The sequence below is a fragment of the Bradyrhizobium sp. CCBAU 45321 genome, assembly GCF_028128975.1.
Taxonomy (GTDB): Bacteria; Pseudomonadota; Alphaproteobacteria; order Rhizobiales; family Xanthobacteraceae; genus Bradyrhizobium; species Bradyrhizobium yuanmingense.
In genome coordinates this window covers 18,484-44,477 of record NZ_LFKZ01000130.1, presented here as the reverse complement: position 1 = coordinate 44,477, position 25,994 = coordinate 18,484, and the positions used below count along the sequence as shown (strand labels likewise).

Annotated in this window: 22 protein-coding genes and 1 pseudogene; 13 read left to right on the top strand and 10 right to left on the bottom strand. The window is 65.5% G+C overall.

The features are described 5' to 3' along the window. Positions 1–28: 28 nt before the first annotated feature. Together ACM43_RS32730 and ACM43_RS32725 are read left to right on the top strand one after the other, a co-directional pair. Positions 29–746, top strand: a pseudogene (locus ACM43_RS32730) (MgtC/SapB family protein). A 100-nt stretch (positions 747–846) separates the two neighbouring features. Next, on the top strand, positions 847–1,179 hold the full coding sequence (locus ACM43_RS32725) for a hypothetical protein (protein WP_198399690.1): 333 nt from the start codon (positions 847–849) through the stop codon (positions 1,177–1,179). A gap of 132 nt (positions 1,180–1,311) precedes the next feature. Here the strand turns inward: ACM43_RS32725 and ACM43_RS32720 are convergent, their stop codons facing one another. The 5 genes from ACM43_RS32720 to ACM43_RS32700 all read right to left on the bottom strand — a co-directional run bounded on the left by ACM43_RS32720 (position 1,312) and on the right by ACM43_RS32700 (position 6,142). Continuing rightward, a complete protein-coding gene (locus ACM43_RS32720; RefSeq protein ID WP_271545741.1) occupies positions 1,312–2,754 on the bottom strand; it encodes a homospermidine synthase in 1,443 nt (480 codons plus the stop codon). 58 nt (positions 2,755–2,812) lie between these two features. Continuing rightward, a complete protein-coding gene (locus ACM43_RS32715; protein WP_271546501.1) occupies positions 2,813–3,202 on the bottom strand; it encodes a RidA family protein in 390 nt (129 codons plus the stop codon). Between the two features lie 147 nt (positions 3,203–3,349). Next, complete coding sequence (locus tag ACM43_RS32710) at positions 3,350–3,937, bottom strand: GNAT family N-acetyltransferase (protein ID WP_271545740.1); 588 nt, start codon at positions 3,935–3,937, stop codon at positions 3,350–3,352. A gap of 134 nt (positions 3,938–4,071) precedes the next feature. Beyond that, positions 4,072–5,214 (bottom strand): type III PLP-dependent enzyme, encoded by a 1,143-nt coding sequence (locus tag ACM43_RS32705; RefSeq protein ID WP_157282899.1) that lies wholly within the window; start codon positions 5,212–5,214, stop codon positions 4,072–4,074. 673 nt (positions 5,215–5,887) lie between these two features. Next, positions 5,888–6,142 (bottom strand): hypothetical protein, encoded by a 255-nt coding sequence (locus ACM43_RS32700; protein ID WP_035997726.1) that lies wholly within the window; start codon positions 6,140–6,142, stop codon positions 5,888–5,890. A 136-nt stretch (positions 6,143–6,278) separates the two neighbouring features. Here ACM43_RS32700 and ACM43_RS32695 point away from each other — a divergent pair, with 136 nt between their 5' ends. From ACM43_RS32695 to ACM43_RS32680, 4 genes are all read left to right on the top strand, one after another. Continuing rightward, the gene (locus tag ACM43_RS32695) at positions 6,279–8,360 is read left to right on the top strand and encodes a M3 family metallopeptidase (protein WP_271545736.1); all 2,082 of its coding nucleotides are present in this window, start codon (positions 6,279–6,281) and stop codon (positions 8,358–8,360) included. Further along, positions 8,360–8,998 carry a DUF1007 family protein gene (locus ACM43_RS32690; protein ID WP_157282893.1) on the top strand — a complete coding sequence of 213 codons (639 nt, stop codon included), beginning with the start codon at positions 8,360–8,362 and terminating at the stop codon, positions 8,996–8,998. The genes ACM43_RS32695 and ACM43_RS32690 overlap by 1 nt, the downstream gene beginning before the upstream one ends. Next, positions 8,995–10,119: a nickel/cobalt transporter gene (locus ACM43_RS32685; protein WP_271545734.1), complete on the top strand. Its 1,125-nt coding sequence runs from the start codon at positions 8,995–8,997 to the stop codon at positions 10,117–10,119. Before ACM43_RS32690 ends, ACM43_RS32685 begins: the two co-directional genes overlap by 4 nt. A gap of 171 nt (positions 10,120–10,290) precedes the next feature. Next, positions 10,291–10,728, top strand: a complete 438-nt coding sequence (locus ACM43_RS32680) for an acyl-CoA thioesterase (RefSeq protein ID WP_271545732.1) — start codon at positions 10,291–10,293, stop codon at positions 10,726–10,728. 7 nt (positions 10,729–10,735) lie between these two features. On the opposite strand, the gene ACM43_RS32675 is transcribed toward ACM43_RS32680, so the two are convergent. Then, positions 10,736–11,134 (bottom strand): MAPEG family protein, encoded by a 399-nt coding sequence (locus ACM43_RS32675; protein WP_157282884.1) that lies wholly within the window; start codon positions 11,132–11,134, stop codon positions 10,736–10,738. An 83-nt stretch (positions 11,135–11,217) separates the two neighbouring features. Between ACM43_RS32675 and hemH the strand changes: the two genes are divergently transcribed. From hemH to ACM43_RS32655, 4 genes are all read left to right on the top strand, one after another. Continuing rightward, positions 11,218–12,255, top strand: coding sequence for a ferrochelatase (hemH, locus tag ACM43_RS32670; RefSeq protein ID WP_271545729.1), 1,038 nt, complete (start codon positions 11,218–11,220; stop codon positions 12,253–12,255). 10 nt (positions 12,256–12,265) lie between these two features. After that, positions 12,266–13,243: an ABC transporter substrate-binding protein gene (locus tag ACM43_RS32665; RefSeq protein WP_271545727.1), complete on the top strand. Its 978-nt coding sequence runs from the start codon at positions 12,266–12,268 to the stop codon at positions 13,241–13,243. Between the two features lie 170 nt (positions 13,244–13,413). Beyond that, the gene (locus ACM43_RS32660; protein WP_271545725.1) at positions 13,414–14,403 is read left to right on the top strand and encodes an SPFH domain-containing protein; all 990 of its coding nucleotides are present in this window, start codon (positions 13,414–13,416) and stop codon (positions 14,401–14,403) included. 25 nt (positions 14,404–14,428) lie between these two features. Beyond that, on the top strand, positions 14,429–14,872 hold the full coding sequence (locus ACM43_RS32655; RefSeq protein WP_157282872.1) for an NfeD family protein: 444 nt from the start codon (positions 14,429–14,431) through the stop codon (positions 14,870–14,872). A gap of 158 nt (positions 14,873–15,030) precedes the next feature. Here ACM43_RS32655 and ACM43_RS32650 read toward each other — a convergent pair whose 3' ends face one another. After that, positions 15,031–15,357 carry a winged helix-turn-helix transcriptional regulator gene (locus ACM43_RS32650; protein WP_035997791.1) on the bottom strand — a complete coding sequence of 109 codons (327 nt, stop codon included), beginning with the start codon at positions 15,355–15,357 and terminating at the stop codon, positions 15,031–15,033. 71 nt (positions 15,358–15,428) lie between these two features. Here ACM43_RS32650 and ACM43_RS32645 point away from each other — a divergent pair, with 71 nt between their 5' ends. Continuing rightward, a complete protein-coding gene (locus tag ACM43_RS32645; RefSeq protein WP_271545723.1) occupies positions 15,429–15,980 on the top strand; it encodes a carboxymuconolactone decarboxylase family protein in 552 nt (183 codons plus the stop codon). A gap of 163 nt (positions 15,981–16,143) precedes the next feature. Here ACM43_RS32645 and ACM43_RS32640 read toward each other — a convergent pair whose 3' ends face one another. After that, entirely contained in the window at positions 16,144–17,151 is a 1,008-nt protein-coding gene (locus ACM43_RS32640) for a KpsF/GutQ family sugar-phosphate isomerase (RefSeq protein WP_271545721.1), read from the bottom strand. A 191-nt stretch (positions 17,152–17,342) separates the two neighbouring features. On the opposite strand from ACM43_RS32640, the gene ACM43_RS32635 reads away from it, so the two are divergent. Next, positions 17,343–19,085 (top strand): outer membrane beta-barrel protein, encoded by a 1,743-nt coding sequence (locus ACM43_RS32635; RefSeq protein WP_271545719.1) that lies wholly within the window; start codon positions 17,343–17,345, stop codon positions 19,083–19,085. A gap of 12 nt (positions 19,086–19,097) precedes the next feature. Beyond that, the gene (locus tag ACM43_RS32630) at positions 19,098–19,364 is read left to right on the top strand and encodes a hypothetical protein (protein ID WP_271545717.1); all 267 of its coding nucleotides are present in this window, start codon (positions 19,098–19,100) and stop codon (positions 19,362–19,364) included. Positions 19,365–19,527: 163 nt separating this feature from the next. On the opposite strand, the gene ACM43_RS32625 is transcribed toward ACM43_RS32630, so the two are convergent. Together ACM43_RS32625 and gltB are read right to left on the bottom strand one after the other, a co-directional pair. Continuing rightward, the gene (locus ACM43_RS32625) at positions 19,528–20,979 is read right to left on the bottom strand and encodes a glutamate synthase subunit beta (RefSeq protein WP_271545715.1); all 1,452 of its coding nucleotides are present in this window, start codon (positions 20,977–20,979) and stop codon (positions 19,528–19,530) included. A gap of 144 nt (positions 20,980–21,123) precedes the next feature. Further along, positions 21,124–25,869: a glutamate synthase large subunit gene (gene gltB / locus ACM43_RS32620; RefSeq protein WP_271545712.1), complete on the bottom strand. Its 4,746-nt coding sequence runs from the start codon at positions 25,867–25,869 to the stop codon at positions 21,124–21,126. Positions 25,870–25,994: the final 125 nt, after the last annotated feature.

The following is a 25,994-nucleotide window of genomic DNA, read 5'->3' as shown; positions in this document are numbered from 1 at the left end:
TGTCATGGTTCCCGCCGTATAGGGAACCATGCGATTTCTGACGACCTTCCAGCTTGCCGACTTTGGCGACACCCTGGTCAGCCTGATCACGGCTTTCGTGCTGGGCACGCTCATCGGCGCCGAACGGCAATACCGCCAGCGCACCGCCGGCCTGCGCACCAACGTGCTGGTCGCGGTGGGCGCTGCTGCCTTCGTCGATCTCGCCATGCAGCTGGACGGCGCCGACGGCGCGGTCCGGGTGATCGCCTATGTCGTCTCCGGCATCGGCTTCCTGGGGGCCGGCGTCATCATGAAGCAGGACATGGACGTGCGCGGGCTCAACACCGCGGCGACCCTGTGGGCCTCGGCCGCGGTCGGCTCCTGTGCCGGCGCCGACATGATCGCACAGGCGGCCGCACTGACCGTGTTCGTCATCGCCGGCAACACCATGCTGCGCCCGCTGGTCAACGCCATCAACCGCATCCCGCTGAACGAGAAGGCGCTGGAGGCGACCTACTATTTCAAGCTCGCGGTTGCGGCCGACGCCTTGCCCGACATGCGCGACCGCCTCGTCGACAAGCTCGAAGCGGCGAAATATGCCGTGGCCGATATCGAAGTCGCCGAGATCAGCGAGGATATTCTCGAGATCGCCGCCAAGCTGGTTGCGACCGCGGTCGACCCGAACGAGCTGAACGCCGTCGTGACCGATCTGCAGCATCTGCCGGGGCGTGCGGCATGCAACCTGGGAAGTCAGCACGACCGAGTAGCGCGGCGTTTTGGCGCGTGCCGGTGGGTTCCGCGCGTTTTCGGTTCCGGAACCGGCGCGCCCCAGTTTCGTTGATCCCGCGAACAAAGGCGGTGATCGACATGCCCGGCCGAGATGACAAGCGCACACTGAAGCTCAACCTGGCAATCGCTGGTGCACTGTTCGCAGCAGGCGTTGCGGTGTCGGTGATGTCCCTGGCGCAAATCCGCGCCGAAAGCCGCATGCAGCTGGCGCAGGCGACGCCCCCGCTCCAGGGCACCCCGTCCGACGAACAGAGCAAGGTGCCCGCGGAGGCGAAGCCCGGCGGTGATCGCCCGACGACGCCGGCCCCCGAGCCGGCACGGCCGGATCCGCAGACTCAGGGCGCGGCGACCAGGCCAGCGCTGCCGCCAGCGCCGGCCGAGAAGATCGCGCCGCCCATGGAGAAGAAGTAGTTTTTTTCCGGTCATTCCGGGGCGCGCGAAGCGCGAACCCGGAATCCATTTACCCGCAGAGTCTGCCGCCCGATGGATTCCGGGCTCGACGCCACGCGTCGCCCCGGAATGACGGGCGGAGAGAGCCCCGCCTCACCGCACCAGTATATTCCGGAACTGCCAGGGATCGCTGCTGTCGATATCCTCCGGGAACAGTCCCGGACGATCCGTCAGCGGCGTCCACTCAGTATAAAAGCCCTTCACCGGACCGAGATAGGGCAGCTGAATTTCGAGCAGGCGCTCGAAATCCATTTCGTCGGCCTCGACGATGCCTTCGTTCGGGTTCTCCAGCGCCCAGACCATGCCGCCGAGCACGGCGGAGGTCACCTGCAGGCCGGTGGCGTTCTGGTAGGGCGCGAGCTCGCGGGTCTCTTCGATCGACAGCTGCGAGCCGAACCAATAGGCGTTCTTGTCATGGCCGAACAGCAGCACGCCGAGCTCGTCGATGCCGTCGACGATCTCGTTCTCGTCGAGGATGTGGTGCTTCTCCTGCATCTTCCCGGCGCGGCCGAACATTTCATGCAGCGACAGCACGGCATCGTCGGCCGGATGGTAGGCATAGTGGCAGGTCGGCCGGTAGATCGCCTTGCCCGACGCATCGCGCACGGTGAAGTAATCGGCGATCGAGATCGACTCGTTATGGGTGACCAGGAAGCCGTACTGGGCTCCGCGGGTCGGGCACCAGGTGCGCACGCGCGTGTTGGCGCCGGGCTGCATCAGGTAGATGGCGGCGCCGCAGCCGGCTTCATGGGTGTGCGCATTCTCGGGCATCCATTTCTCGTGGGTGCCCCAGCCGAGCTCGGATGGTTGCATGCCTTCGGACAGGAAGCCTTCCACCGACCAGGTGTTGACGAAGACGTCAGGCTCCTTCGGCTTCTTCGAGCGCTGGGTGTCGCGCTCGGCGATGTGGATGCCCTTGATGCCGGCCTGCCGCATCAAATCCGCCCATTCGCCCTTGGTCTTCGGCCGGGGTGCATTGAGCTTCAGATCGGCGGCGACATTGAGCAGCGCCTGCTTGACGAAGAAGGAGACCATGCCGGGATTGGCGCCGCAGCAGGACACGGCCGTGGTCGAGCCGGCGGGACGGGCCTTTTTGGCGGCCAGCGTCGTTTCGCGCAACGCATAGTTTGAGCGCGCTTCCGGACCCTTCGAGGAATCGAAATAAAAACCGAGCCAGGGCTCGTTGACGGTGTCGATGTAGAGCGCGCCGAGCTCGTTGCAGAGCTCCATGATGTCGGTCGAGCCGGTATCGACTGACAGATTGACGCAAAAGCCCTGGCCGCCGCCCTCGGTGAGCAGCGGGGTCAGCACCTCGCGGTAATTGTCCTTGGTCAGGCCCTTCTGGATGAAGCGGACATTGTGCTTCTCACAAAGCGCCTTGCGGCCCTCGTCCTTGGGATCGAGCACGGTGATGCGCGACTTGTCGTAGTCGAGATGCCGCTCGATCAGGGGCAGCGTGCCTTTGCCGATGGAGCCGAAGCCGACCATGACGATGGGTCCGGTGATCTTCGCGTAGATCTGCGAGGGAGGGCTCATGGGATGGATTCTCCGGAACGTGCTGGCAGTGAGGATGGATCAGGCGCTGCGGCGCTTGTCAGATGCTGCGGCGCTTGGCGGTGACTTCGATCTCGACCTTCATCTCGGGCCTGGCGAGGGCAGAGACGACCAGCAACGTCGCCGCCGGCCTGATGTCGCCGAGGACCTCGCCGCAGACGGCGAAGTGGGCATCGATATAGCTGGCGTCGGTCACGTAATAGGTCGCACGGACGATATCGGCCATCTCGAATCCGCCCTCCTGCAGGGCGGCTGCGATGGTCTTGAAGCAGTTGCGTGACTGGCTCGTGACATCTGATGGCATCGTCATCGTGGTGTAGTCATAGCCGGTGGTTCCCGCGACGAAGGCGAACTCGCCGTCGATCACGGCACGGCTGTAGCCGACAGTCTTCTCGAGCGGGGAGCCGGTGGAGATCAGGCGACGGGACATGGTCATGGGCCTCGACTGAAGGGGTGTTTCGCGGGGTTAAAGGGCGTTTCCGGCGCCTGCGCAACCCCAAAGGAACGGGCCTCGCGCAGGCGCGGCAGGGCGTTGCTGGCTCGATGCGGCTGCGGTTGTACCTACCCCAGCGATCCCTCAGGCCGCGTGCGCCTCAGGCGCGCGAACCGACCTCCGTTTGGGCAGGGCCGCGCCGGTCGGGACAATCATCCCGGCGGCGCCATCGAGCGCGCCATCAGTGAACTCGATCGCCAGCAGGCGGTTGCGCTCGAACGGGCCGGGCAGCGACAGCCCGGCGGTCTTCTCGGCTGTGAAGCCGAAGCGGGCGTAATAGGGGGCATCGCCGAGCAGGATCACGGCGTGATGCCCGCGCGCCCGGGCGGCAGCCAGCGCTTGATGCATCAGCGCGGCGCCGATCCCGAGCTCGCGGCAGGCAGGGTCGACCGCCAGCGGTCCGAGGACCAGAGCGGGCCTGCCTCCGGCGCTGACATGCCACAGCCGCACGGTTCCCACGAGCTTGCCCTCGCGCATCGCCGACAGGGCAAGGCCTGCGGCGGGCGCGCGTCCGTCGCGCAGGCGCTGGCAGGTGCGGCCATGGCGGTTCTCGCCAAAGCAGGCATCGAGCAGCGCTTCACGCGTCGCGACGTCTCCAGCACGTTCCGCACGGATCACGAACGGAGCGGCTTTCGAGGTGAGGGCAATTTGCGGCTTCCGATGAGCAGTCATGGCACGTCAGTCCCCGCTTGAAGCGGCGTGCGCACAGCACGCCTGTCCAAGACGTCGTCAGAAATCGAGATGTTGGATGAGGAGCCGGCGGACCGGCTCCCGGGTTCGTCAGGCCTCTGGAAAACAGAGGCGGATCAGATGTGGTACGTCCGCAGCGGCGGAATGCCGTTGAACGCCACCGACGAGTAGGTCGACGTATAAGCCCCGGTGCCTTCGATCAGCACCTTGTCGCCGATCTCGAGCGTCACCGGAAGCGGATACGGGGTCTTCTCGTACAGCACATCGGCGCTGTCGCAGGTCGGACCTGCGAGCACGCACGGGGTCATGTCCGCGCCGTCGTGACGGGTGCGGATGGCGTAGCGGATCGACTCGTCCATGGTCTCGGCGAGACCGCCGAACTTGCCGATGTCCAGGTACACCCAGCGCACCTCGTCCTCATCGCTCTTCTTCGAGATGAGCACGACCTCGGATTCGATGATGCCGGCGTTGCCCACCATGCCGCGGCCCGGCTCGATGATGGTCTCCGGGATCTGGTTGCCGAAGTGCTTGCGCAGCGCGCGGAAGATCGAGCGGCCGTAGGTCACCACCGGCGGCACGTCCTTCAGGTACTTGGTCGGGAAGCCGCCGCCCATGTTGACCATGGACAAGTTGATGCCGCGCTCGGCGCAGTCGCGGAACACCTGCGAGGCCATCGCCAGCGCACGGTCCCACGCCTTCACCTTGCGCTGCTGCGAGCCGACATGGAAGGAGATGCCGCACGGCTCCAGGCCCAGGCGCTTGGCGGCGTCGAGCACCTCGACCGCCATCTCCGGGTCGCAGCCGAACTTGCGCGACAGCGGCCACTCGGCGCCGGCGCAGTCATAGAGGATGCGGCAGAACACCTTCGCGCCGGGGGCGGCACGAGCGACCTTCTCGACCTCGGCGGCGCAATCGACCGCGAACAGGCGAATGCCGAGCGCGAAGGCGCGCGCGATGTCGCGCTCCTTCTTGATCGTGTTGCCGAAGGAGATGCGGTCGGGCGTCGCACCCGCAGCCAGCGCCATCTCGATCTCAGCGACCGTGGCGGTGTCGAAGCAGGAGCCCATGGACGCCAGCAGGGCCAGCACTTCCGGCGCCGGGTTCGCCTTGACGGCATAGAACACGCGGCTGTCGGGCAGCGCCTTGGCGAAGCTCTGGTAATTGTCGCGCACGACCTCGAGGTCGACGACGAGGCACGGCTCGGTGTCGAGGCCTTCGTTGCGGCGGTTGCGCAGGAATTCCTGGATACGTTCGGTCATGGCACTCTCCAACGGTCCCAGCGACGGGAGCCGTATCAACGTGACGTCTGATGAGAGTGCTTCGGCCGCATCGCGCGATGGAGGCGCGCCGAGGCCAAAAAACTCAAACCAGACTGTGCTGCCGTGGATTGGTTGGGAGAGTTTCCCGCCCGCTCACCTGGCAATGAAGGACAAGCCTTTTCAGTAGCCCGCGCCGGCGTTGGACTGCCGGTAGAGACCAAAAAAGCCCGATCCGTCGTTGCTTTAAGTCGCGTCCCCCGTTGAGAGCGGGGTGCGCCGGTTCGCCTCCGGCTGCCAGTCACGGTTGCAAAGAGTGAAGTCACCTTCGACATGGCATCTCTTTGAGAGAGATGCTGGGCGCTCCGGGTTTGCTTCGGTCGCTCGACGTTTCAGTCTCGACTTCCGCACTTCCGAAGAGCCCCTCGGCTTCTTCACCCCTTGGCGGCTGTCCGGCCTCTTGTCCGGATACCTACCGACTGACACACGACCACAGGCACGTGCGAAATTGGGCAAGTCCGCACATAAGCGTTTTGACTCTGGTTCGCAAGAATTTTTTTAGGCTGCGGACAGGATTGCCTAACATCTGCTTGCGCGCTGTTGCGCGAGCGCCGCGGAAGATGAACGCGCGTTAAGTTTTCGCCGCGCTGCGCGTGCTGCCCGTGCGCGAGACGCGTCAGCCGCGCTTGGTGAAGGGCTCGATGCGCTGAGCGCCGCGGATGAAGGCGGTCATCACGAGCACGCCGAGTGCGAACAGCACGGCCTGCAGGATATGGGCGCCCTGGTCGCCGAGCCCGAACAGGATCGCGAGCGCCCAGCCGCCGGCAAACGCCGCGCCGAACACCTCCGCGCCGATCAAGATGGCGGCGCTGATGACGGTGATGACGCTGGACCAGACAATCTGGCGGGACGATGAAGAAGGCGCGTTCATGGCTTCAGAGGGTCCTGGCTTCGAGGGCCGCAATCTCCCCGAAAAGGAGGCTGGGGGCAAGGGCAAACGGCCCAAAAAAGCCCCACGCGTGCTATAGCTGGCCGCAACAATCGAGCCACGAAATCCGGGACTTGTGATGTCAGAACCCCGCCAAACTACGGACGCCGAGACCAATCCGCTGCTGAAGGCCTGGGTGACGCCGTTCGCGACCCCGCCTTTCGACGAGATCAAGCCGGAGCATTTCCTGCCGGCCTTCGAGCAGGCCTTCGCCGACCACGCCGCCGAGATCGCGGCGATCACCAACGATCCCGCGGCACCAGATTTCGCCAACACCATTACGGCGCTGGAGCGCTCAGGCAAGCTCCTGAGCAAGGTCGCGGCGGTCTTCTACGACCTCGTCTCGGCGCATTCCAACCCGGCCATCCTCGAGATCGACAAGGAGGTTTCCTTGCGGATGGCGCGGCACTGGAATCCGATCATGATGAACGCCGTGCTGTTCGGCCGCATCGCCCATCTGCACGAGAACCGCGCGGGTCTCGGTCTCACGCCCGAGCAGCTCCGCCTCTTGGAACGTACTTACACCCGCTTCCACCGCGCCGGCGCCGGCCTCTCCGAGGAGGCCAAGACCCGGATGGCCGAGATCAACGAGCGGCTGGCCCAGCTCGGCACCGGCTTCAGCCACCATCTGCTCGGCGACGAGCAGGACTGGTTCCTGGAGCTTGGGGAGGCCGATCGCCAGGGCCTGCCGGAGAGCTTCGTCGCCAGCGCCAAGGCTGCGGCGGAAGAGCGCGGCATGGCAGGCAAGGCCATCGTCACGCTGTCGCGCTCCTCGGTCGAAACGTTTCTGAAGAGCTCCGCCCGGCGTGACCTCCGCGAGAAGGTCTACAAGGCCTTCATCGCGCGCGGCGACAACGGCAACGCCAATGACAACAATGCGACCATTGTCGAGATCCTGAAGCTGCGCGAGGAGAGCGCCGGGCTGCTGGGCTATCCGACCTACGCCGCCTACCGGCTCGAGGATTCCATGGCCAAGACGCCGGGTGCGGTGCGCAGCCTTTTGGAGCGAGTCTGGAAGCCCGCGAGGGCGCGGGCGCTCGCCGACCGCGACGAGATGCAGGCGCTGATCGCGGAGGAGGGCGGCAATTTCAAGCTCGCCCCCTGGGACTGGCGCTTCTACGCCGAGAAGCTGCGTCTGCAGCGCGCTAATTTCGACGATTCCGCGATCAAGCCGTATCTCGGTCTCGACAACATGATCGCCGCCGCCTTCGACTGCGCCACGCGCCTGTTCGGCGTCACCTTCGAGGAGCGCAGGGACGTTCCGGTCTGGCACCCCGACGTCCGGGTCTGGGAGATGAAGGGGCCGGATGGGAAGCACAAGGCGCTGTTCTATGGCGACTACTTCGCCCGACCGTCCAAGCGCTCCGGCGCGTGGATGACCTCGCTGCGCGACCAGCAGAAGCTCGACGGCGACGTCGCGCCGCTGGTTCTCAACATCTGCAATTTCGCCAAGGGCGCCGGCGGCGAGCCGTCGCTGCTGTCGCCCGACGATGCCCGCACCCTGTTCCACGAGTTCGGCCACGGCCTGCACGGCATGCTCTCCAACGTGACCTATCCCTCGCTGTCGGGCACCTCCGTGTTCACCGACTTCGTCGAGCTGCCGTCGCAGCTCTACGAGCACTGGCAGGAGCGGCCCGAGGTGCTGCAGAAGTTCGCCCGCCACTACCAGACCGGCGAGCCGCTGCCGGACGACCTGCTGCAACGCTTCCTCGCCGCGCGAAAATTCAACCAGGGCTTTGCCACGGTCGAGTTCGTCTCCTCGGCGCTGGTTGATCTGGAATTCCACACCCAGCCGGCTGCCGCCGCGCAGGATGTCCGCGCCTTCGAGCGGCGCGAGCTGGAGAAGATCGGCATGCCCGAGGAGATCGCGCTGCGTCACCGGCCCACGCAATTCGGCCACATCTTCACCGGCGACCACTACGCCGCCGGCTATTACAGCTACATGTGGTCGGAGGTGATGGACGCCGACGCCTTCGGCGCCTTCGAGGAGGCCGGTGACATCTTCGATCCCGCCGTGGCCAAGCGCCTGCACGACGACATCTATTCGTCGGGCGGATCGGTCGATCCGGAAGCCGCCTACGAGGCCTTCCGCGGCCGTCCGCCGGAGCCGGATGCGCTGCTCCGCCGCCGCGGCCTGCTCGAAGACGCCAGGGCAGCCTGATGAGCATGCGCGCCCTGTTCGGATGCCTGCTCGCCGCCGCGATGACGCTCGCCGCGGGCGCGGCGAGCGCTCATCCGCATGTCTGGATCACCGCGACCAGCGAATTGCTGTATGCCGCCGATGGCAGCATCACCGGCGTGCGCCATGCCTGGACCTTCGACGACATGTTCTCGGCCTATGCGGTGCAGGGGCTCGAGAGCAAGACCAAGGGCACCTACACGAGTGAGGAGCTCAAGCCCCTGGCGCAGACCAATGTCGAGTCGCTGAAGGAATACGCCTACTTCACCTTCGCAAAAGCCGACGGCAAGAAGGAGCGGTTCCAGGAGCCGGTCGACTATTTCCTCGACTACAAGGACACGGTGCTGACCCTGCACTTCACCTTGCCGCTGAAGAACCCGGTCAAGCCCAGGCAGCTGGTGCTCGAAGTGTTCGACCGCTCCTTCTTCATCGACTTCCAGATGGCCAAGGACAGTCCGGTCAAGCTGGTCGGTGCGCCTGCGGGCTGCCAGATGAAGCTGGAACGGCCGAACGACGGCACCGCGAGCGCGCAGAAGCTGAACGAACAGACCTTCCTGAACGGTGAGAACTCGAATTTCGGCATGATGTTCGCCAACAAGATCACGGTGGATTGCCCTTGAAGCCGCAACTCTCTCCGCTCGCACGCGGGCTGCTCACCTCTGCCGCTGTGCTGCTGGTCGTGGCTGTGACTGATGCAGCGCTTCACGATCTTCTCGCGCAAAACCCTTTCGGCGCACCGCGACCGGCGCAGGCGGCCGAGCCTGAAGCGAGCGGCCTCATCGGCTGGCTCCTGGCCAAGCAGTCGGAATTCTATCGCCAGATGTCGGCCACCATCCGCGCCGCGAAGTCCGATGGCTCGGCGGTGTGGACGCTGCTCTTCATCTCGTTCGCCTATGGTATCTTCCACGCCGCCGGTCCCGGCCACGGCAAGGCCGTGATCGCGTCCTATCTGGTCGCCAACCGCGAGACGGCGCGGCGCGGCATCGCGCTGTCCTTTGCCTCGGCCCTGATGCAGTCGCTGGTCGCGATCCTCATCGTCGGCATCTCGGCCTGGGTGCTGAATGCGACGGCCAAGACGATGTGCAAGGCGGAAGGCGTGATCGAGATTGCGAGCTACGCCCTGATCGCGCTGTTCGGCCTGCGCCTGGTCTGGGTCAAAGGCCGCACCTTCATCGGCGCGTTTCAGGCCGCCCAGCCGGTGCCGGCGATCGCAGGCGTGCCGCACGACCATGATCACGATCATCACCATCATCGTGATAGGCATGATCATCATCACCACGATCACGGCCATGATCACCACCATGGCCACGGCCACGCTCACCATCACCATGGGCACGACCACGTTCATGACGAGCATTGCGGCCATTCCCACGGACCGACGCCAAGCGAACTCGCCGGCCCCAGCGGCTGGCGGCGCGGCTTCGCTGCGATCCTGACCGTCGGCATCCGCCCCTGCTCGGGCGCGATCCTGGTCCTGGTGTTCGCGCTGGCGCAGGGCCTGTTCTGGGCAGGGATCGCTGCGACCTTCCTGATGGGATTGGGCACCGCGATCACGGTGGCGGCCATTGCTGTCGTCGCCGTCTCCGCCAAGGACATCGCCGCCCGCCTCAGCGCCGGCCGCGACGGCGGCGGTGCGCTGTTCATGCGCGGCATCGAGTTCGGCGCCGCGGGTCTGGTCCTGCTGTTCGGCGTCGGCCTCCTGTTCGGCTACATCGCCGCCGAACGGACCACGTGTTTTTGAGTAGCCCCTGCGGTTCGCGGCGCTCAGTTGAGCACGATGATCGTGCACCTTGTTCCGTCATTGCGAGCGTAGCGAAGCAATCCAGAGTGTCTCCGCAGCGGCAGTCTGGATTGCTTCGTCGCAAGGGCTCCTCGCAATGACGAGCCTGAAATAGCTTGGTCGGGGGACTCCATGTCACGCGAAAACTTCTGGTTCTTCCATCCGTTCCGGGTGCGCTATTCCGAGATCGATGGCCAGGGCGTCGTCTTCAACGCGCATTATTTGACTTATTTCGACACCACCATCACCGAATATTTCCGCGCGCTGGGCTTCGACCAATATGCGGATGCGCAGGCGAGCGGCATCGATTTCCACGTCGTCAAATCGCTGATCGAGTACAAGGCGCCTGTTAGGTTCGACTGGGAGCTCGACGTTGGCGCGCGCGTGGCGCGGATCGGCAATTCGAGCCTCCTGTTCGAGCTCGCCATCTTCCGGAAGGGCGGCACTGAGGCGCTGGTAACCGGCGAGATCGTCTGGGTCTACACCGACCAGAAGACCCATCGTCCGGTCACGATCCCGGCATCGATGCGGGCGCTGATTGGAACGCGCGAGCGGCATCTGTCGGCGTGAGGCCGTTTCACACCGGCAGAAACCGCTTCAACGCCGGCATGAAGAAGATGCCGAGATTGATCGCAAAGCCGATGCTCCAGAGGATCGAGCGCAGCGTCGGGCGGTTGCCGAGATAGGTCAGCACATAGGCAATCCGCACGATCAGGAACAGCGCCGCGAGCTCGTCGATTAGCCGCTGCGGCGCTTCCCTGTATTCGGCGAGCAGCACCGCGAACGCAAAGAACGGAAACGTCTCGATGCCGTTCTGGTGCGCGCCGAGCGCGCGTTGCGACAGGGCGTCCTCATAGAAGGCGGGGTCGCGCGGCCGGGAATTGTCGAAGCGGCGAAACCTGATCCATTTGACCGAGACGATCGTTGACAGATAGAGCAGCAGCGCCCCGAAGACGCACCATTCCGCGAGTGTCATCCTGCCTCCCCCCGCTTGGGTGCGACCCTAGCGAACCCCGGCTCATCTTGACAAGTTCGGACCAACGCGCGACCCAACCGGTCATGAACAGCGTCCTCCCCCTCGAGACCGCGAAACCGGCCACCCGATCCGCCCTGCCGCGCGTCGGCGTGCTCCTGATCAATCTCGGAACGCCCGATACGGCCGATGCTCCGGGCGTGCGGGTCTACCTCAAGGAGTTCCTCAGCGACGCCCGCGTCATCGAGGACCAGGGCCTGATCTGGAAGCTGGTGCTGAACGGGATCATCCTGCGCAGCCGTCCGCGCACCAAGGCGCTCGACTACCAGAAGATCTGGAACAATGAGCGGAACGAGTCGCCGCTGAAAACCATCACCCGCTCGCAAAGCGACAAGCTCGCGGCCGCCTTGTCGGACCGCGACAACGTCGTCGTCGATTGGGCGATGCGCTACGGCAATCCGTCGATCAAGTCGGGCATCGCCGCGCTGATCGCGAAGGGCTGCGAGCGTATCCTGGCCGTGCCGCTCTATCCGCAATATTCGGCCTCGACCTCGGCGACCGTCTGCGACGAAGTCTTCCGCGTGCTCGCGCAGCTGCGGAACCAGCCGACTCTGCGGGTGACGCCGCCCTACTATGACGACGAAGCCTATATCGAGGCGCTCGCCGCCTCGATCGAGGGCCATCTGGCGACGCTGTCCTTCAAGCCGGAGCTGATCGTGGCGTCCTTCCATGGCATGCCGAAATCCTACGTCGACAAGGGCGATCCCTATCAGCAGCACTGCATCGCGACGACCGAGGCGCTGCGCCGCAGGCTCGGCATGGACGAGACCAAGCTGCTGCTGACGTTCCAGTCGCGCTTCGGCAACGACGAGTGGCTGCAGCCCTATACGGACAAGACCATGGAGCGGCTCGCCAAAGAAGGCGTGCGCCGCATCGCGGTGGTGACGCCGGGCTTTTCCGCCGACTGCCTGGAGACGCTGGAGGAGATCGCGCAAGAGAACGCGGAGATATTCAAGCACAATGGCGGCGAAGAGTTTTCCGCGATCCCCTGCCTCAACGACAGCGGACCGGGCATGGGCGTGATCCGCACCCTGGTGCTACGCGAGCTCCAGGGCTGGATCTGATGGGCATCCCATGAACCGCCGCCGGTGCCTGGCGCTTCTTGGGATGCTCGCGGCGCTGCCGGCCCCGGCCCTGGCGCAGCAGCCGAACGCGACGCGGCGGCTCGGCGTGCTCTCGGTCACGGCTGCTGACGATGCGATCGGCCAGACGCGCAGCATGGCCCTGGTCGAAGCGCTCGCCGGCCAAGGCTGGAAGGAGCGCGACAACCTCAAGATCGATTGGCGCAGCGGCGGCGGCGAGCGCGCCCGCATCGCGCAGCTCGCCGACGAGCTGATCGCGCTCAAGCCCGACATCCTGCTTGCGGTCGGCACACCCTCGGTCGAAGAGCTGCGCCGGCGCACCACGACCATCCCGATCGTGTTCGCCGTCGTCACCGATCCCGTCAGCCAGGGCTTTGTCGAAAACCTCGCGCATCCCGGCGGCAATCTCACCGGCTTTACCGATTACGATGGTCCGCTGGCCGGCAAATGGCTGGAGATGCTGACGCAGGTCACGCCGAAGGTGTCCCGCGTTGCGGTCGTATTCAACCCCGCCACCGCGCCGTTCGCGCCCCTGATGCTGCGCACCATCGAGGACGCCGGCCGCGCGCTCCATATGACGGTCGAGCCCGCGCCGGTGCATGACGCGGCCTCGATCGCGGCGCTGGCCTCGCGCAAGTCCGATGGGCTGCTGGTCCTGCCGGACTTCTTCACCATGGCCAACCGCGCGCAACTGCTCTCGGCGATCGCACAGGCGGGCGTGCCCGCGGTGTTCTGGAGCCGCACCTTCGTCGATGAGGGTGGGCTGATGTCCTACAGCACCGACAGCGTCGAGCAGCTTCGCCGCGCCGCGGACTATATCGATCGGATCCTGAAGGGCGCACGGCCGGCCGACCTGCCGGTGCAGAATCCCACCAAGTTTGAGCTCGCGCTCAACCTGAAGGCGGCGAGAGCGCTCGGCGTCACGCTTTCCCCGGGCCTGCTTGCAATTGCGAATGACGTGATCGAATGAGCCCGTCCGTGACTGACGCCTCGCGACCGCTCTCTTGCTGTGTGTCTTGTGCAGAATTGCGCCGGTACCGACGTTACTTGCGACCGCTGAACCGGTAGGATCGTGATCCCGACCAATGACAGCGCCGGAAAGGGCTTTTTCCTGATTTCTTTTCCCGGCTTGGAGGAGATATGAGCGGTTTCGACATTTTCGCGATTGTTCTGGTGTTGCTCGTCATCGTCACGCTGGTCGCCGGCGTGAAGACGGTGCCGCAGGGCTATGACTGGACCATCGAGCGGTTCGGCAAATACACCCAGACGCTGAGCCCCGGGCTCAATTTGATCGTGCCCTATTTCGATCGCGTCGGGCGCAAGATCAACATGATGGAGCAGGTGATCGACATTCCCGAGCAGGAGGTGATCACCAAGGACAACGCCACCGTGACGGTGGACGGCGTCGCCTTCTATCAGGTGTTCGATGCCGCCAAGGCGAGCTACGAGGTCGCCAACCTGAACCAGGCGATCACGGTGCTGACCATGACCAACATCCGCTCGGTGATGGGCTCGATGGACCTCGACCAGGTGCTGTCGCACCGCGACGAAATCAACGAGCGCCTGCTCCGTGTGGTCGACGCCGCGGTCTCGCCCTGGGGCGTCAAGGTCAACCGCATCGAGATCAAGGACATCGTGCCGCCCGCCGACCTGGTCGAAGCCATGGGACGGCAGATGAAGGCCGAGCGGGTCAAGCGCGCCGACATTCTCGCGGCCGAAGGCCAACGCCAGTCCGAGATCCTGCGCGCCGAGGGCGCCAAGCAGGGGCAGATCCTCCAGGCGGAAGGCCGCCGCGAGGCCGCCTTCCGCGATGCCGAGGCGCGCGAGCGGTCGGCGGAAGCCGAGGCCAAGGCCACGCAAATGGTCAGCGAGGCCATCGCCAAGGGCGATGTCGCTGCGCTAAACTATTTTATCGCCGATAAGTATATCAAGGCATTCGGGCAACTCGCCGACTCGCCGAACCAGAAGGTCATCATGCTTCCGGTCGAAGCGATGAGCATGCTGGGCTCGCTCGCCGGCATCGGCGAAATTGCGAAGGCCACGTTCGGGGAGAGCGCGGCGACCGCCGCCCGCCGCGGGGGATCGGTACCGTCGTCGGGCCCGACACCGCCGTTCGTGCCGCAGCAGTAACGGGACTATTCACAGAGGTCGTGTCATGACCGACATGTTCGTATCGCTCGGCAACTGGAACTGGCTGATCCTCGGCTTCATCCTGATGGCGCTGGAGGTGCTGGCGCCCGGCATCTTCCTGTTCTGGCTTGGGCTCGCTGCGCTGCTGGTCGGCCTGATCTCATTCGCGGCTGCGATCTCCTGGCAGATCCAGCTCGTGATGTTCGCGATCTTCGCCGCCGCCGCCGTGCCGATCTGGCGCCGTCTCGCCAAGCCGAAGCCGGAGGCTAGTGCCAGCCCGTTCCTCAACAAGCGCAGTGAAGCCTTGCTCGGCCGTGAGTTCACGCTGGAGAAGCCGATCATCGACGGCACCGGCACCGTGCGCATCGGCGACACGGTATGGCGCGTGGCTGGGCCCGATACGCCGGCGGGCACGCGGGTGAAGGTGGTACAGGTCGACGGCGCCAACCTGACGGTCGCCGCGGCGTAGCCCCTTCTTCACCTCTCCCCGCTTGCGGGGAGAGTTCGGATTGCATCGCAGATGCAGTCCGGGTGAGGGGGTACAGGTCCCTCGAGAATCTCAAGCGTGGAGAGAGGCCCTCACCCCGACCCTCTCCCCGCAAGAACGGGGAGAGGGAGAGCGCCGTCTCACCTCCTCCATCGCTCCGCAAACCTGTGCAGCGGCATGAACGTCTCGCACAATTCCCGGCCCAGCGGTGTCAGTCCGTAACCTCCGCCGTCGCCCAGCTCCACGAAGCCCGCCTCGCGCAGCTCGGTCAGCCGGGCCTGCAGCACCGTGGGCGAGGCCTCGTCGCAGGCGCTGCGCAGGGCGCGCGAGGTGAGGGGCTCTCCGCGCAACTCCCACAGGATCCGCAAGGCCCAGCGCCGGCCGAGCAGGTCGAGCAAAGCCATGATCGGCCGCCCGGTACGCGAACCGCGGACGCGGCGTTCTGCTGTTGTCGCCCGTTTCGCCATGGTCACCTCTTGCGTCCTGCTACGGATAATGTAGCGTAATGCTACGGTAAATGTAGCAACGGAAACCGCTCATGTCCCAGGCCTCACCGCGCATCGCCCCGCTCTCGCCGCCTTATCCCCCGGACATCCAGGCGCAGTTCGACCGCATCATGCGCGGTGCGCCGCCGCTGGTGCTGTTCCGGGTGATGGCGGGCCATGGCCGGGCCTGGGACAAGTTTCGCGCCGGCGGGCTGCTTGATCCGGGGCCGCTCTCGCTGCGCCAGCGTGAGATCGTCATCGACCGTACCTGTGCGCTGAACGGATGCGAATACGAATGGGGCGTGCATGTCGCGATCTTCGCCGGGCTGGCAAAGCTCACCGCGGACGAGGTGCGCGCCACGGTGCTGGGTGATACGAATTCGGCGCTTTGGTCGCCGGCCGAGCAGGCGCTGATCGCAGCCGTCGACGCGCTGCATCATCGCGCGACACTCGCGGACGAGGAGTTCGCCGCGCTGTCGACGCATTACGATGAAGCGCAGATCCTGGAAATCATGTTGCTATGCGGCTTCTATCGCACGGTGTCGTACTTGGCGAACGGGCTGCGCTTGCCGCTGGAGCAGAACGCGGCGCGGTTTCCGGCGTAGGTCTCTCCACCGTCATTGCGAGGAGCGTCTCATCCTCACCGTCATTCCGGGGCGCGCGAAGCGCGAGCCCGGGATCCATCGGGCAGCGACCCGGGGTGAAATGGATTCCGGGCTCGCGCCAAGTGGCGCGCCCCGGAATGACGGGTGAAGCGGGCTGCGTGCCCTACGCCACCCCCGCGCGCAGCAGATCGTGCAGGTGCACGATCCCAACCACCTTGTTTGCTTCGGTCACCAGCAGCGTGGTGATCTTGCGCGTGTTCAGCACCTCGATCATCTCGGTCGCGAGCATCGAGGGCGGCACGGTCTTGGGCTGCTTCGTCATGATCTCGTCGACGGTCACCGTCAGCAGGTCGGGCCGCATGTGGCGGCGCAGATCGCCGTCGGTGATGATGCCGACGGCCTCGCCCGCATCGTTGACGATGCAGACGCACCCCAAACCCTTGGCCGACATCTCGACCACGGCTTCCGACATCTCGGTGCCGAGTGGCTTGAGCGGAATCTCGGCGCCCGTGCGCATGTAGTCGCGGACGAATTTCAGCATCGCACCCAGCTTGCCGCCGGGGTGGAAATGCGCGAACTCCAGCGCGGTGAAGCCGCGTCCCTCCAGCAGCGCGATCGCGAGCGCGTCGCCGATCGCGGCCTGCATCAGCGTCGAGGTGGTCGGCGCCAGATTGTGCGGGCAGGCCTCGCGCGCCTTGGGCAGCTCGATCACGAGGTCGGCGGCCTGGCCGAGCGAGGACGACGCACTTGAGGTCACCGCGATCATCGGGATCGCAAAGCGCGCCGAATAGTTCACGAGGTTCTTCATCTCCGGCTGCTCGCCTGACCAGGACAGCGCCAGGATGACGTCGTCGGGCGTGATCATGCCGAGGTCGCCATGACCGGCTTCGGCGGCGTGCACGAAGAAGGAGGGCGTGCCGGTCGAGGCCAGCGTCGCGGCGATCTTGCGGCCCATATGGCCTGACTTGCCGAGCCCGGTGACGATGACGCGGCCCTTGGCATTGCGGATCAGCTCGACCGCCTTCGCGAACGGCTCGCCCAGCGGGCCGCGCAGCGCGCTAGCGAGCGCATTGATCCCGCCGCTCTCCGTCTCCAGCGTGCGGAGCGCGGATTCGACGCTGTCAGGGATGGAGCCGGATGATTGGGTCATCAGCGGTTTCGAGCTCGGCATGGTCGGGTCCAGGGAGGAGGGGCGTTCGCCCATTGGCGCCTGCTTAGCACGCCCCGATCAGCGAGGCGACGCGCGCCCCGACGCCCTCAACCGGTCATTAACCATAATTGTTTTAACTCCATTAACGATGGTTCTCGCCAGTCGGCGGGGATGATCGAGAAAGTGTTTGATTTCGTTGGGGTAATTCCATCGTGGGGTCGTCTCCAGGCAGGGGCCGGAGCAAGGTCGCGCATTTCCTGCGCGCCGCTTTGCCGTGCCTCGCGCTGACCGCCCTCGCAAGCGGCCCGGCGGCGGCCCAGGGCCTGACGCCCGACCTGTTCAACCCCAACCGCGGCGCCTTCGCCTCGCCCGACACGCTGCCGACCCGCCGCACCGCCGGCGTACCTCAGGCGCCCTCCGACGCCTTGCCGAGACTGCCCGATCCCAACGCCGACCCGCGCCAGCGCCAGCAGACGCCGGCGAGCTCGCGTGTCGGTCAGGTCCCGACCTACGGTCTGCCGGCCGCCACCGGCGCGAGCGGCTCCGGCTACGATTCCCTCAACCGCAAGCGCCAGCAGCCCAAGCTCTATCCGGGCCAGCCGAAGCCGAAGCGCGCCGGTCCCGGCTCGCCGCCGCCGCCGCCCACAACGCCTGCCACGACGCTCGGCCCGCCGCGCATCGCGCCGCCTCCCTCGGAGACCGCGCACAAGGTGCCGGTGCCGGCGGCGATGGCCGGCAACGTGCCCGGCCAGCCGCTGCGCCGCCGTCTCAGGGCTGATGACGATCCGTTCGGCGCGGTCGGCGATTACGCCGGCAGCTTCCTGATCAAGGGCGGGCTCGAGCTCTCCGCCGGCTACGACAGCAATCCGACGCGCCTCAACAGGCCGGTCGGTTCGCCCGCCTATGTCATCGCGCCCGATCTGCTCGTGGTGTCGGATTGGGAGCGCCACGCGCTGGTCGCCGATCTGCGCGGCTCGTTCTCGGGCTACACCAACGACATGCCGGCGACGATCAACGGCTTCGCCTCGCCGTCGCCGGTCGAGGCCAACCGTCCCGATTTCAACGGCCATGTCGACGGCCGGCTCGACGTCACCCGCGATTTCAAGCTGACCTCGCAGCTGCGCCTGCGGCTCGCCACAGACAATCCCGGCAGCCCCAACGTGCAGGCCGGCCTGCAGAGATATCCGGTCTACGCCGCCTACGGCACGACGCTCGGCTTCGACCAGACCTTCAACCGCTTCCAGGTCGCCGCCGGCGCCACGATCGATCGCACCGCCTACACCGATTCGAAGCTCACCGACGGCTCGACCTTCAGCAACGACGACCGCAACTTCAACCAGTACGGCGGCGTCGGCCGCTTTTCCTACGACCTCAAGCCCGGCCTGAAGCCCTTCGTCGAGGTCCAGGGCGACAGGCGCGTCCACGACCAGGCGGCCGACCGCAACGGCTATTTCCGCGATTCGAACGGCGGCTATGCCAAGGTCGGCTCGTCCTTCGAGTTCTCGCGCATCCTCACCGGCGAGATCTCGGTCGGCTATTCCGCGCGCAGCTACACCGACCCGCGCCTCAGCCAGCTCGCAGGGCTTCTGACCACGGGCTCGCTGATCTGGAGCGCCAGCGGCCTCACCACGGTGAAGTTCTTCACCGACACGCAGATCTCGGAGACCACGGTCCCCGGCTCATCCGGCGTTTTGGTGCGCACCTACTCGGCCGAAGTCGACCACGACTTCCGCCGCTGGCTCACCGCGGTCGGCAAGTTCACCTACGGCACGCTCGACTACCATGGCCAGAACCGCAACGACAAGACCTACTCGTTCGAAAGCAATTTGATCTACAAGCTCAACCGCAACATCTGGGTCAAGGGCACGCTGCGCCACGACATCCTGAATTCGAGCCAGCCGGGATCGAGCTCGCAGGGCACGGTGGTGCTGCTGGGGGTGAGGCTGCAGAATTAGAGGAAAGCCGCCATGGCCGCTCGAATTACCTTGGACATCAATTCGGCTGGCGAATTCGAGCTATGGCTTAACCCGGAAGGCCGAGACCTTCTTGTGAAGCAGCTACTGGCTCTGAGCGAAACTAACGAGCACTTTCACTTGATGCCAAGTGAAGTCCCATCGGACATTGAAGTTTCGACGCGCCCCTATCGACCGGACGATAAGATTCTCGAATACGGCAAGGTGCTGTTCCGACTTGACGAGTGGGACGCGGAGCACTTTCCGCACGTCTTGGGTTGAGGCCTGCCCTCTAACTATTCACTTCGCTGTCATGCCCCGGCTTGACCGGGGCATCCAGTACGCCGCGGCCTGTCCGCATCAAACCGGCGTCTCTGGAATACTGGATCGCCCGGTCAAAGCCGGGCGATGACACTGTTTGCTGATCTGGCGGCAGAGCAAAAACTCACCGCGGCAAATCCGTCTTCCCCATCAAAAACGTGTCGATCGACCTCGCGCACAGCCGGCCCTCGCGGATCGCCCACACCACCAGCGATTGCCCACGCCGCATGTCGCCGGCGGTGAACACGTTCGGGCGCGAGGTCTGGTAGTCCAGCGTGTTGGCCTTGACGTTGCCGCGCGGGTCGAGCTCGACCGCGAGCAGCTTCAAGAGGCCCTCGTGCACGGGGTGGACGAAGCCCATCGCGAGCAGGACGAGCTCGGCATCGAGCTCGAACTCGGTGCCGGGAAGCGGCTTGAACTTGTCGTCGACGCGGACGCAGTGCAGCTTCTTGACCTGGCCGTTCTCGCCAGAGAACTTCTGGGTCAGCACGGCGTATTCGCGCACCGCGCCTTCGGCCTGGCTCGACGAGGTTCGCATCTTCAGCGGCCAGTTCGGCCAGGTCAGGCCCTTGTTCTCGCGCTCGGGGGGAGCGGGCATGATCTCGAGCTGGGTCACCGACAGCGCGCCCTGGCGCAGCGAGGTGCCGATGCAGTCGCTGCCGGTGTCACCGCCGCCGATGACGACGACATGCTTGCCGCCGGCCAGGATCTCCTGGACGCCGCCGAGCGGCTCCTCGGAGACGCGGCGGTTCTGCTGCGGCAGGAAGTCCATGGCGTAGTGGATGCCGGCGAGCTCGCGGCCGGGGATCGGCAGGTCGCGCGGGGCTTCCGCGCCGCCGGTCAACGCCACCGCGTCGTACTCGTTGAGCATCTCGCGCGGATCGACATTGCCGTCAGCGCCGACATGGCTGTTGTAGTGAAAGGTGACGCCTTCGGCCTCCATCTGCGCCACGCGGCGGTCGATGACGCCCTTCTCCATCTTGAAGTCGGGGATGCCGTAGCGCAGCAGGCCGCCGGCCTTGGCGTACTTCTCGTAGAGGTGGACGTCGTGGCCGGCGCGCGCCAGCTGCTGCGCACAGGCCATGCCGGCCGGACCCGAGCCGATCACCGCGACTTTCTTGCCGGTCTTGACGGTGGCGACTTCCGGCTTGAGCCAGCCATTGTCCCAGGCGCGGTCAACGATCGCGCATTCGATGGTCTTGATGGTGACGGGGTTGTCGTCAATGTTGAGCGTGCAGGACGCTTCGCACGGCGCTGGGCAAATGCGCCCCGTGAACTCCGGGAAATTGTTGGTCGAATGCAGGTTGCGCGAGGCCTCTTCCCAATTGCCCTGATAGACGAGGTCGTTCCAGTCGGGGATCTGGTTGTTGACCGGGCAGCCCGGCGTGCCCGGCGCGACCGAGCCGGTGCCGTGGCAATAGGGAATGCCGCAATTCATGCAGCGCGCGGCCTGGTCGCGCACCTCCTTCTCGGAGAGCGGAACGACGAATTCCTTGTAATGCTTCACGCGCTCGGCGACCGGGGTGTACTTGCGGTCGTGCCGTTCGATTTCCAGAAAACCCGTGATCTTGCCCATTAAACCCGAAGTCCCTGCCGCCTAGATTCGTTCTGTTTCTTTCTCGTCGTCATTGCGAGGAGCTCTTGCGACGAAGCAATCCAGTCTGTTTCCGCAGAGTTTCTGGATTGCTTCGCTTCGCTCGCAATGACGAGGTGTAATGTCTTACGCCCCGATCGCGATTTTCGGCTCGGCGTCCGCGTTGGCGGCCATCTCGCGCAGCGCGCGCCGGTACTCGACCGGCATCACCTTGCGGAATTTGGGCAGCCAGTCCTTCCAATTGGCGAGGATCTCGGCGGCGCGCTTGGAGCCGGTCGCCTTGGCGTGGCGCGAGATCAGGACGTGCAGCCGCTCGACGTCGGAGGCGAGCAGGTTCCTGAACACGTCGACCCGGCCATGCGCCTCGAGGTCGCCGGCATGGTGATAGGTACCGGCGTTGATCAACTCCTCCGACAGCACCGGCTCGAGCTCGACCATGCTGAGGTTGCACAGCTTGTCGAAGTCGCCGGCCTCGTCCAGCACGTAGGCGATGCCGCCGGACATGCCGGCCGCGAAGTTGCGCCCGGTCTTGCCGAGCACGACCACGATGCCGCCGGTCATGTATTCGCAGCAATGATCGCCCGCGCCCTCGACCACGGCGACCGCGCCCGAGTTACGCACGGCGAAGCGTTCGCCGGCGATGCCGCGGAAGTAGCACTCGCCCTCAATCGCGCCGTACATCACGGTGTTGCCGACGATGATGCTTTCTTCCGGCACGATGGCCGAGTTCCTCGGCGGCTTGACGATGATCTTGCCGCCCGAGAGGCCCTTGCCGACATAGTCGTTGCCTTCACCTTCGAGCTCGAAGGTGACGCCGTGGGCGAGCCAGGCGCCGAAGGCCTGACCTGCGGTGCCCGTGAGGCTGACATGGATCGTGTCGTGCGGCAGGCCGGCATGGCCGTAGATCTTGGCGACCGCGCCGGACAGCATCGCGCCTGCGGAGCGGTTGGTGCTGTTGATGGCGGCCTCGATCTTCACCGGCGCGCCGCGATCGAGCGCTGCCTGCGCCTTCTCGATCAGCGTGCGGTCGAGCACCGCCTCCAGATGATGGTTCTGGCGCTCGGAGTGATAGATCTTCTGACCCTTCTCTTCCTTCTGCTTGACGAAGAGCTTGGAGAAGTCGAGCCCCTTGGCCTTCCAGTGCGCGACCAGCTTGGTCTGGTCGAGCAGCTGCACCTGGCCGACCATCTCGTTGAAGGTGCGGAAGCCGAGCGAAGCCATGATCTCGCGGACTTCCTCCGCGACGAAGAAGAAGTAGTTGATCACGTGCTCGGGCTGGCCGGTGAAGCGCTTGCGCAGGACAGGGTCCTGGGTCGCGACGCCGACCGGGCAGGTGTTGAGATGACACTTGCGCATCATGATACAGCCGGCCGCAATCAACGGCGCGGTAGCGAAGCCGAACTCGTCGGCGCCCAGCAGCGCGCCGATCACGACGTCACGGCCGGTGCGGAAGCCGCCGTCGACCTGGACCACGATGCGGCTGCGCAGCCGCTCGCGCACCAGGGTCTGGTGGGTTTCGGCGAGGCCGATTTCCCACGGCGACCCCGCATGCTTGATCGAGGTCAGCGGCGAAGCACCCGTGCCGCCCTCGAAGCCCGCGATGGTGACATGGTCGGCGCGCGCCTTGGCAACGCCCGCGGCCACAGTGCCGACGCCGATCTCCGAGACGAGCTTGACCGAGACGTCGCCCGTCGGGTTGACGTTCTTGAGGTCGTAGATGAGCTGCGCCAGGTCCTCGATCGAGTAAATGTCGTGGTGCGGCGGCGGTGAGATCAGGCCGACGCCCGGCGTCGAGTGCCGGACTCTTGCGATGGTCGCGTCGACCTTGTGGCCGGGCAGCTGGCCGCCTTCGCCGGGCTTGGCACCCTGCGCCATCTTGATCTGCATCATGTCGGAGTTGACGAGATACTCCGTGGTGACGCCAAAGCGGCCCGAGGCGACCTGCTTGATCGCCGAACGCATGGAATCGCCGTTCGGCATCGGCTTGAAGCGGTCGGCTTCCTCGCCGCCTTCGCCGGTGTTCGACTTGCCGCCGATCCGGTTCATGGCGATCGCGAGCGTGGTGTGCGCCTCGCGCGAGATCGAGCCGAAGCTCATCGCACCCGTGGCGAAACGCTTGACGATCTCCTTGGCCGGCTCGACCTGGTCGAGCGGGATCGGCTTGCGCTTCTCTTCCTCCGCGTTCTTGATCCGGAACAGGCCGCGCAGCGTCAAAAGGCGCTCCGACTGTTCGTTCAGGATCTTGGCGAAGGCGCGGTAGCGCTCCTGCGAATTGCCGCGCGCGGCGTGCTGCAGCAGCGACACCGACTCCGCGGTCCAGGCATGGTCCTCGCCGCGGCTGCGATAGGCATATTCGCCGCCGACATCGAGCGCGGTCTTGTAGACCTGCGCCTCGCCGAACGCGTCGGCATGACGGCGCACTGCTTCTTCCGCGATCTCCCCAAGGCCGACGCCCTCGACGCGGGTATGCGTGCCGGCGAAGAACTTGGCGACGAAGTCGGCCTTGAGGCCGACCGCGTCGAAGATCTGCGCGCCGCAATAGGACTGATAGGTCGAGATGCCCATCTTGGACATCACCTTGAGCAGGCCCTTGCCGATCGACTTGATGTAGCGCTTGACGATCTCATAGTCGTCGAGCGAGCCGGGCAGGCGGTCCTTCATCGCGGTGATGGTTTCGAACGCGAGGTAGGGATTGATCGCTTCGGCGCCGTAGCCGGCAAGGCAGGCGAAGTGATGCACTTCGCGCGGCTCGCCGGATTCGACGACGAGGCCGACCGAGGTGCGCAGGCCGGTGCGGATCAGGTGATGATGCACGGCGGCGCAGGCCAGCAGCGAGGGGATCGGCACGCGGTCGGTGCCGACCATGCGGTCGGACAGGATGATGATGTTGACGCCCTCGCGCACTGCGCTTTCGGCGCGCGCGCAGAGCTCGTCCAGCACCTGGTCCATGCCCGCCGCGCCGAGGCCGGCGTGGAAGGTGGTGTCCAGCGTGCGCGACTTGAAGTGCGACTCCGCCACCTCCGAGATCGAGCGGATCTTTTCCAGGTCCGCGTCGGTCAGGATCGGCTGGCGCACTTCGAGGCGCTTGGTCGTGGCCATGCCCTGCAGGTCGAACAGGTTCGGCCGCGGCCCGATGATCGAGACGAGGCTCATCACCAGCTCTTCGCGGATCGGGTCGATCGGCGGGTTGGTGACCTGTGCGAAGTTCTGCTTGAAGTAGGTGAACAGCGGCTTGGCCTTGTCCGACAGCGCCGAGATCGGCGTGTCGTTGCCCATCGAGCCTGCGGCTTCTTCGCCCGTGGCCGCCATCGGCGTCATCAGGATGGTGATGTCTTCCTGGCTGTAGCCGAACGCCTGCTGGCGGTCGAGCAGCGACAGGTTGGAGCGCACGCCCGTGGTCGGCACCTTCGGCAGGTCTTCGAGCACGATCTGGGTCCGCTCCAGCCACTCCTTGTAGGGATGGCTGGCGGCGAGCGAAGCCTTGATCTCGTCGTCCGGGATCAGGCGGCCTTGCTCGAGGTCGACCAGCAGCATCTTGCCCGGCTGCAGCCGCCACTTGGTGATGATCTGGTCCTCAGGGATCGTCAGCACGCCCATCTCGGACGCCATGACGATGCGATCGTCCTTGGTGACGAGATAGCGCGCGGGCCTCAGGCCGTTGCGGTCGAGCGTGGCGCCGATCTGGCGGCCGTCGGTGAAGGCGATCGCGGCAGGGCCGTCCCACGGCTCCATCAGCGCGGCATGATATTCGTAGAAGGCGCGGCGCTTCTCATCCATCAAGGGATTGCCGGCCCACGCCTCCGGAATCATCATCATGACGGCGTGCGGCAGCGAGTAGCCGCCCTGCACCAGGAATTCGAGCGCGTTGTCGAAGCAGGCGGTGTCCGACTGTCCTTCATAGGAGATCGGCCAGAGCCGGTTGATGTCCTTGCCGTAGAGCTCGGAGCTGACCGAGGCCTGGCGCGCCGCCATCCAGTTGACGTTGCCGCGCAGCGTGTTGATCTCGCCGTTGTGCGCGATCATGCGGTAGGGATGCGCCAGCGACCAGGCCGGGAAGGTGTTGGTCGAAAAGCGCTGGTGCACGAGCGCGAGCGCGCTCTCGAAGTCAGCCTCGTGCAGATCGGGATAGTACTTGCCGAGCTGGTCGGCGAGGAACATGCCCTTGTAGATCACGGTGCGGCAGGACATCGAGCACGGGTAATAGCCGGCGAGGCCGCGGTCGCGGCGCTGGTAGATCGCCTGCGAGATCGACTTGCGCAGAATGTAGAGCCGGCGCTCGAACTCGTCCTCGGTCTTGGCGGTGCCGTTGCGGCCGATGAACACCTGCATGCAGGCGGGCTCGGTCGGCTTCACGGTGACGCCGAGCGAGGAATTGTCGGTCGGCACGTCGCGCCAGCCCAGCAGGGTCAGACCCTCTTCCTTGATCTGGTCGGCGACGATGCTCTTGATCACGTTGCGCCAGGCGGTGTCGCGCGGCATGAACAACGCGCCGATGGCGTACTCGCCGGGCGCCGGCAGCTTGAAGCCGAGCTCTGAGGCCTTGCGGCTGAAGAAGGCGTGCGGGATCTGCACCAGAATGCCGGCGCCGTCGCCAGCGCGCGGGTCGGCGCCGACGGCGCCGCGATGCTCGAGGTTGCAGAGGATGCTCAGCGCGTCCGAGACGATCTCGTGCGACTTCTTGCCCTTGATGTTGGCGATGAAGCCGACGCCGCAAGAATCCTTCTCCAGGCTCGGATCGTACAGGCCTTCGGCTGTGGGGCGCGAATTGTGCTCTTGAATCGGTGAGGTGATCGGATCGGTCGTTTTCGAGGCGACCGTCGCCGACAGCTCTTCTGCCACGATGCTTGCGCGCTCGAATTGCGACCCGTTCATTGTTCCTGTCCTCTCCATGCGGCAAGCTGCCTCACCGCCATCTTCGGCGCACCTTGGGCGTCCCGCGGCACCCGCTCCTGGGCCACCGCTCGTCCTCTGCGAGCCGCATTTTCTTAAATTCAGGC

Bases quoted from the DNA above. Each gene is read 5' to 3' on its own strand.
- ACM43_RS32725 (WP_198399690.1), top strand. From the start codon at position 847: ATGCCCGGCCGAGATGACAAGCGCACACTGAAGCTCAACCTGGCAATC.
- ACM43_RS32720 (WP_271545741.1), bottom strand. From the start codon at position 2,754: ATGAGCCCTCCCTCGCAGATCTACGCGAAGATCACCGGACCCATCGTC.
- ACM43_RS32715 (WP_271546501.1), bottom strand. From the start codon at position 3,202: ATGTCCCGTCGCCTGATCTCCACCGGCTCCCCGCTCGAGAAGACTGTC.
- ACM43_RS32710 (WP_271545740.1), bottom strand. From the start codon at position 3,937: ATGACTGCTCATCGGAAGCCGCAAATTGCCCTCACCTCGAAAGCCGCT.
- ACM43_RS32705 (WP_157282899.1), bottom strand. From the start codon at position 5,214: ATGACCGAACGTATCCAGGAATTCCTGCGCAACCGCCGCAACGAAGGC.
- ACM43_RS32700 (WP_035997726.1), bottom strand. From the start codon at position 6,142: ATGAACGCGCCTTCTTCATCGTCCCGCCAGATTGTCTGGTCCAGCGTC.
- ACM43_RS32695 (WP_271545736.1), top strand. From the start codon at position 6,279: ATGTCAGAACCCCGCCAAACTACGGACGCCGAGACCAATCCGCTGCTG.
- ACM43_RS32690 (WP_157282893.1), top strand. From the start codon at position 8,360: ATGAGCATGCGCGCCCTGTTCGGATGCCTGCTCGCCGCCGCGATGACG.
- ACM43_RS32680 (WP_271545732.1), top strand. From the start codon at position 10,291: ATGTCACGCGAAAACTTCTGGTTCTTCCATCCGTTCCGGGTGCGCTAT.
- ACM43_RS32675 (WP_157282884.1), bottom strand. From the start codon at position 11,134: ATGACACTCGCGGAATGGTGCGTCTTCGGGGCGCTGCTGCTCTATCTG.
- hemH (WP_271545729.1), top strand. From the start codon at position 11,218: ATGAACAGCGTCCTCCCCCTCGAGACCGCGAAACCGGCCACCCGATCC.
- ACM43_RS32665 (WP_271545727.1), top strand. From the start codon at position 12,266: ATGAACCGCCGCCGGTGCCTGGCGCTTCTTGGGATGCTCGCGGCGCTG.
- ACM43_RS32660 (WP_271545725.1), top strand. From the start codon at position 13,414: ATGAGCGGTTTCGACATTTTCGCGATTGTTCTGGTGTTGCTCGTCATC.
- ACM43_RS32655 (WP_157282872.1), top strand. From the start codon at position 14,429: ATGACCGACATGTTCGTATCGCTCGGCAACTGGAACTGGCTGATCCTC.
- ACM43_RS32650 (WP_035997791.1), bottom strand. From the start codon at position 15,357: ATGGCGAAACGGGCGACAACAGCAGAACGCCGCGTCCGCGGTTCGCGT.
- ACM43_RS32645 (WP_271545723.1), top strand. From the start codon at position 15,429: ATGTCCCAGGCCTCACCGCGCATCGCCCCGCTCTCGCCGCCTTATCCC.
- ACM43_RS32640 (WP_271545721.1), bottom strand. From the start codon at position 17,151: ATGCCGAGCTCGAAACCGCTGATGACCCAATCATCCGGCTCCATCCCT.
- ACM43_RS32630 (WP_271545717.1), top strand. From the start codon at position 19,098: ATGGCCGCTCGAATTACCTTGGACATCAATTCGGCTGGCGAATTCGAG.
- ACM43_RS32625 (WP_271545715.1), bottom strand. From the start codon at position 20,979: ATGGGCAAGATCACGGGTTTTCTGGAAATCGAACGGCACGACCGCAAG.
- gltB (WP_271545712.1), bottom strand. From the start codon at position 25,869: ATGAACGGGTCGCAATTCGAGCGCGCAAGCATCGTGGCAGAAGAGCTG.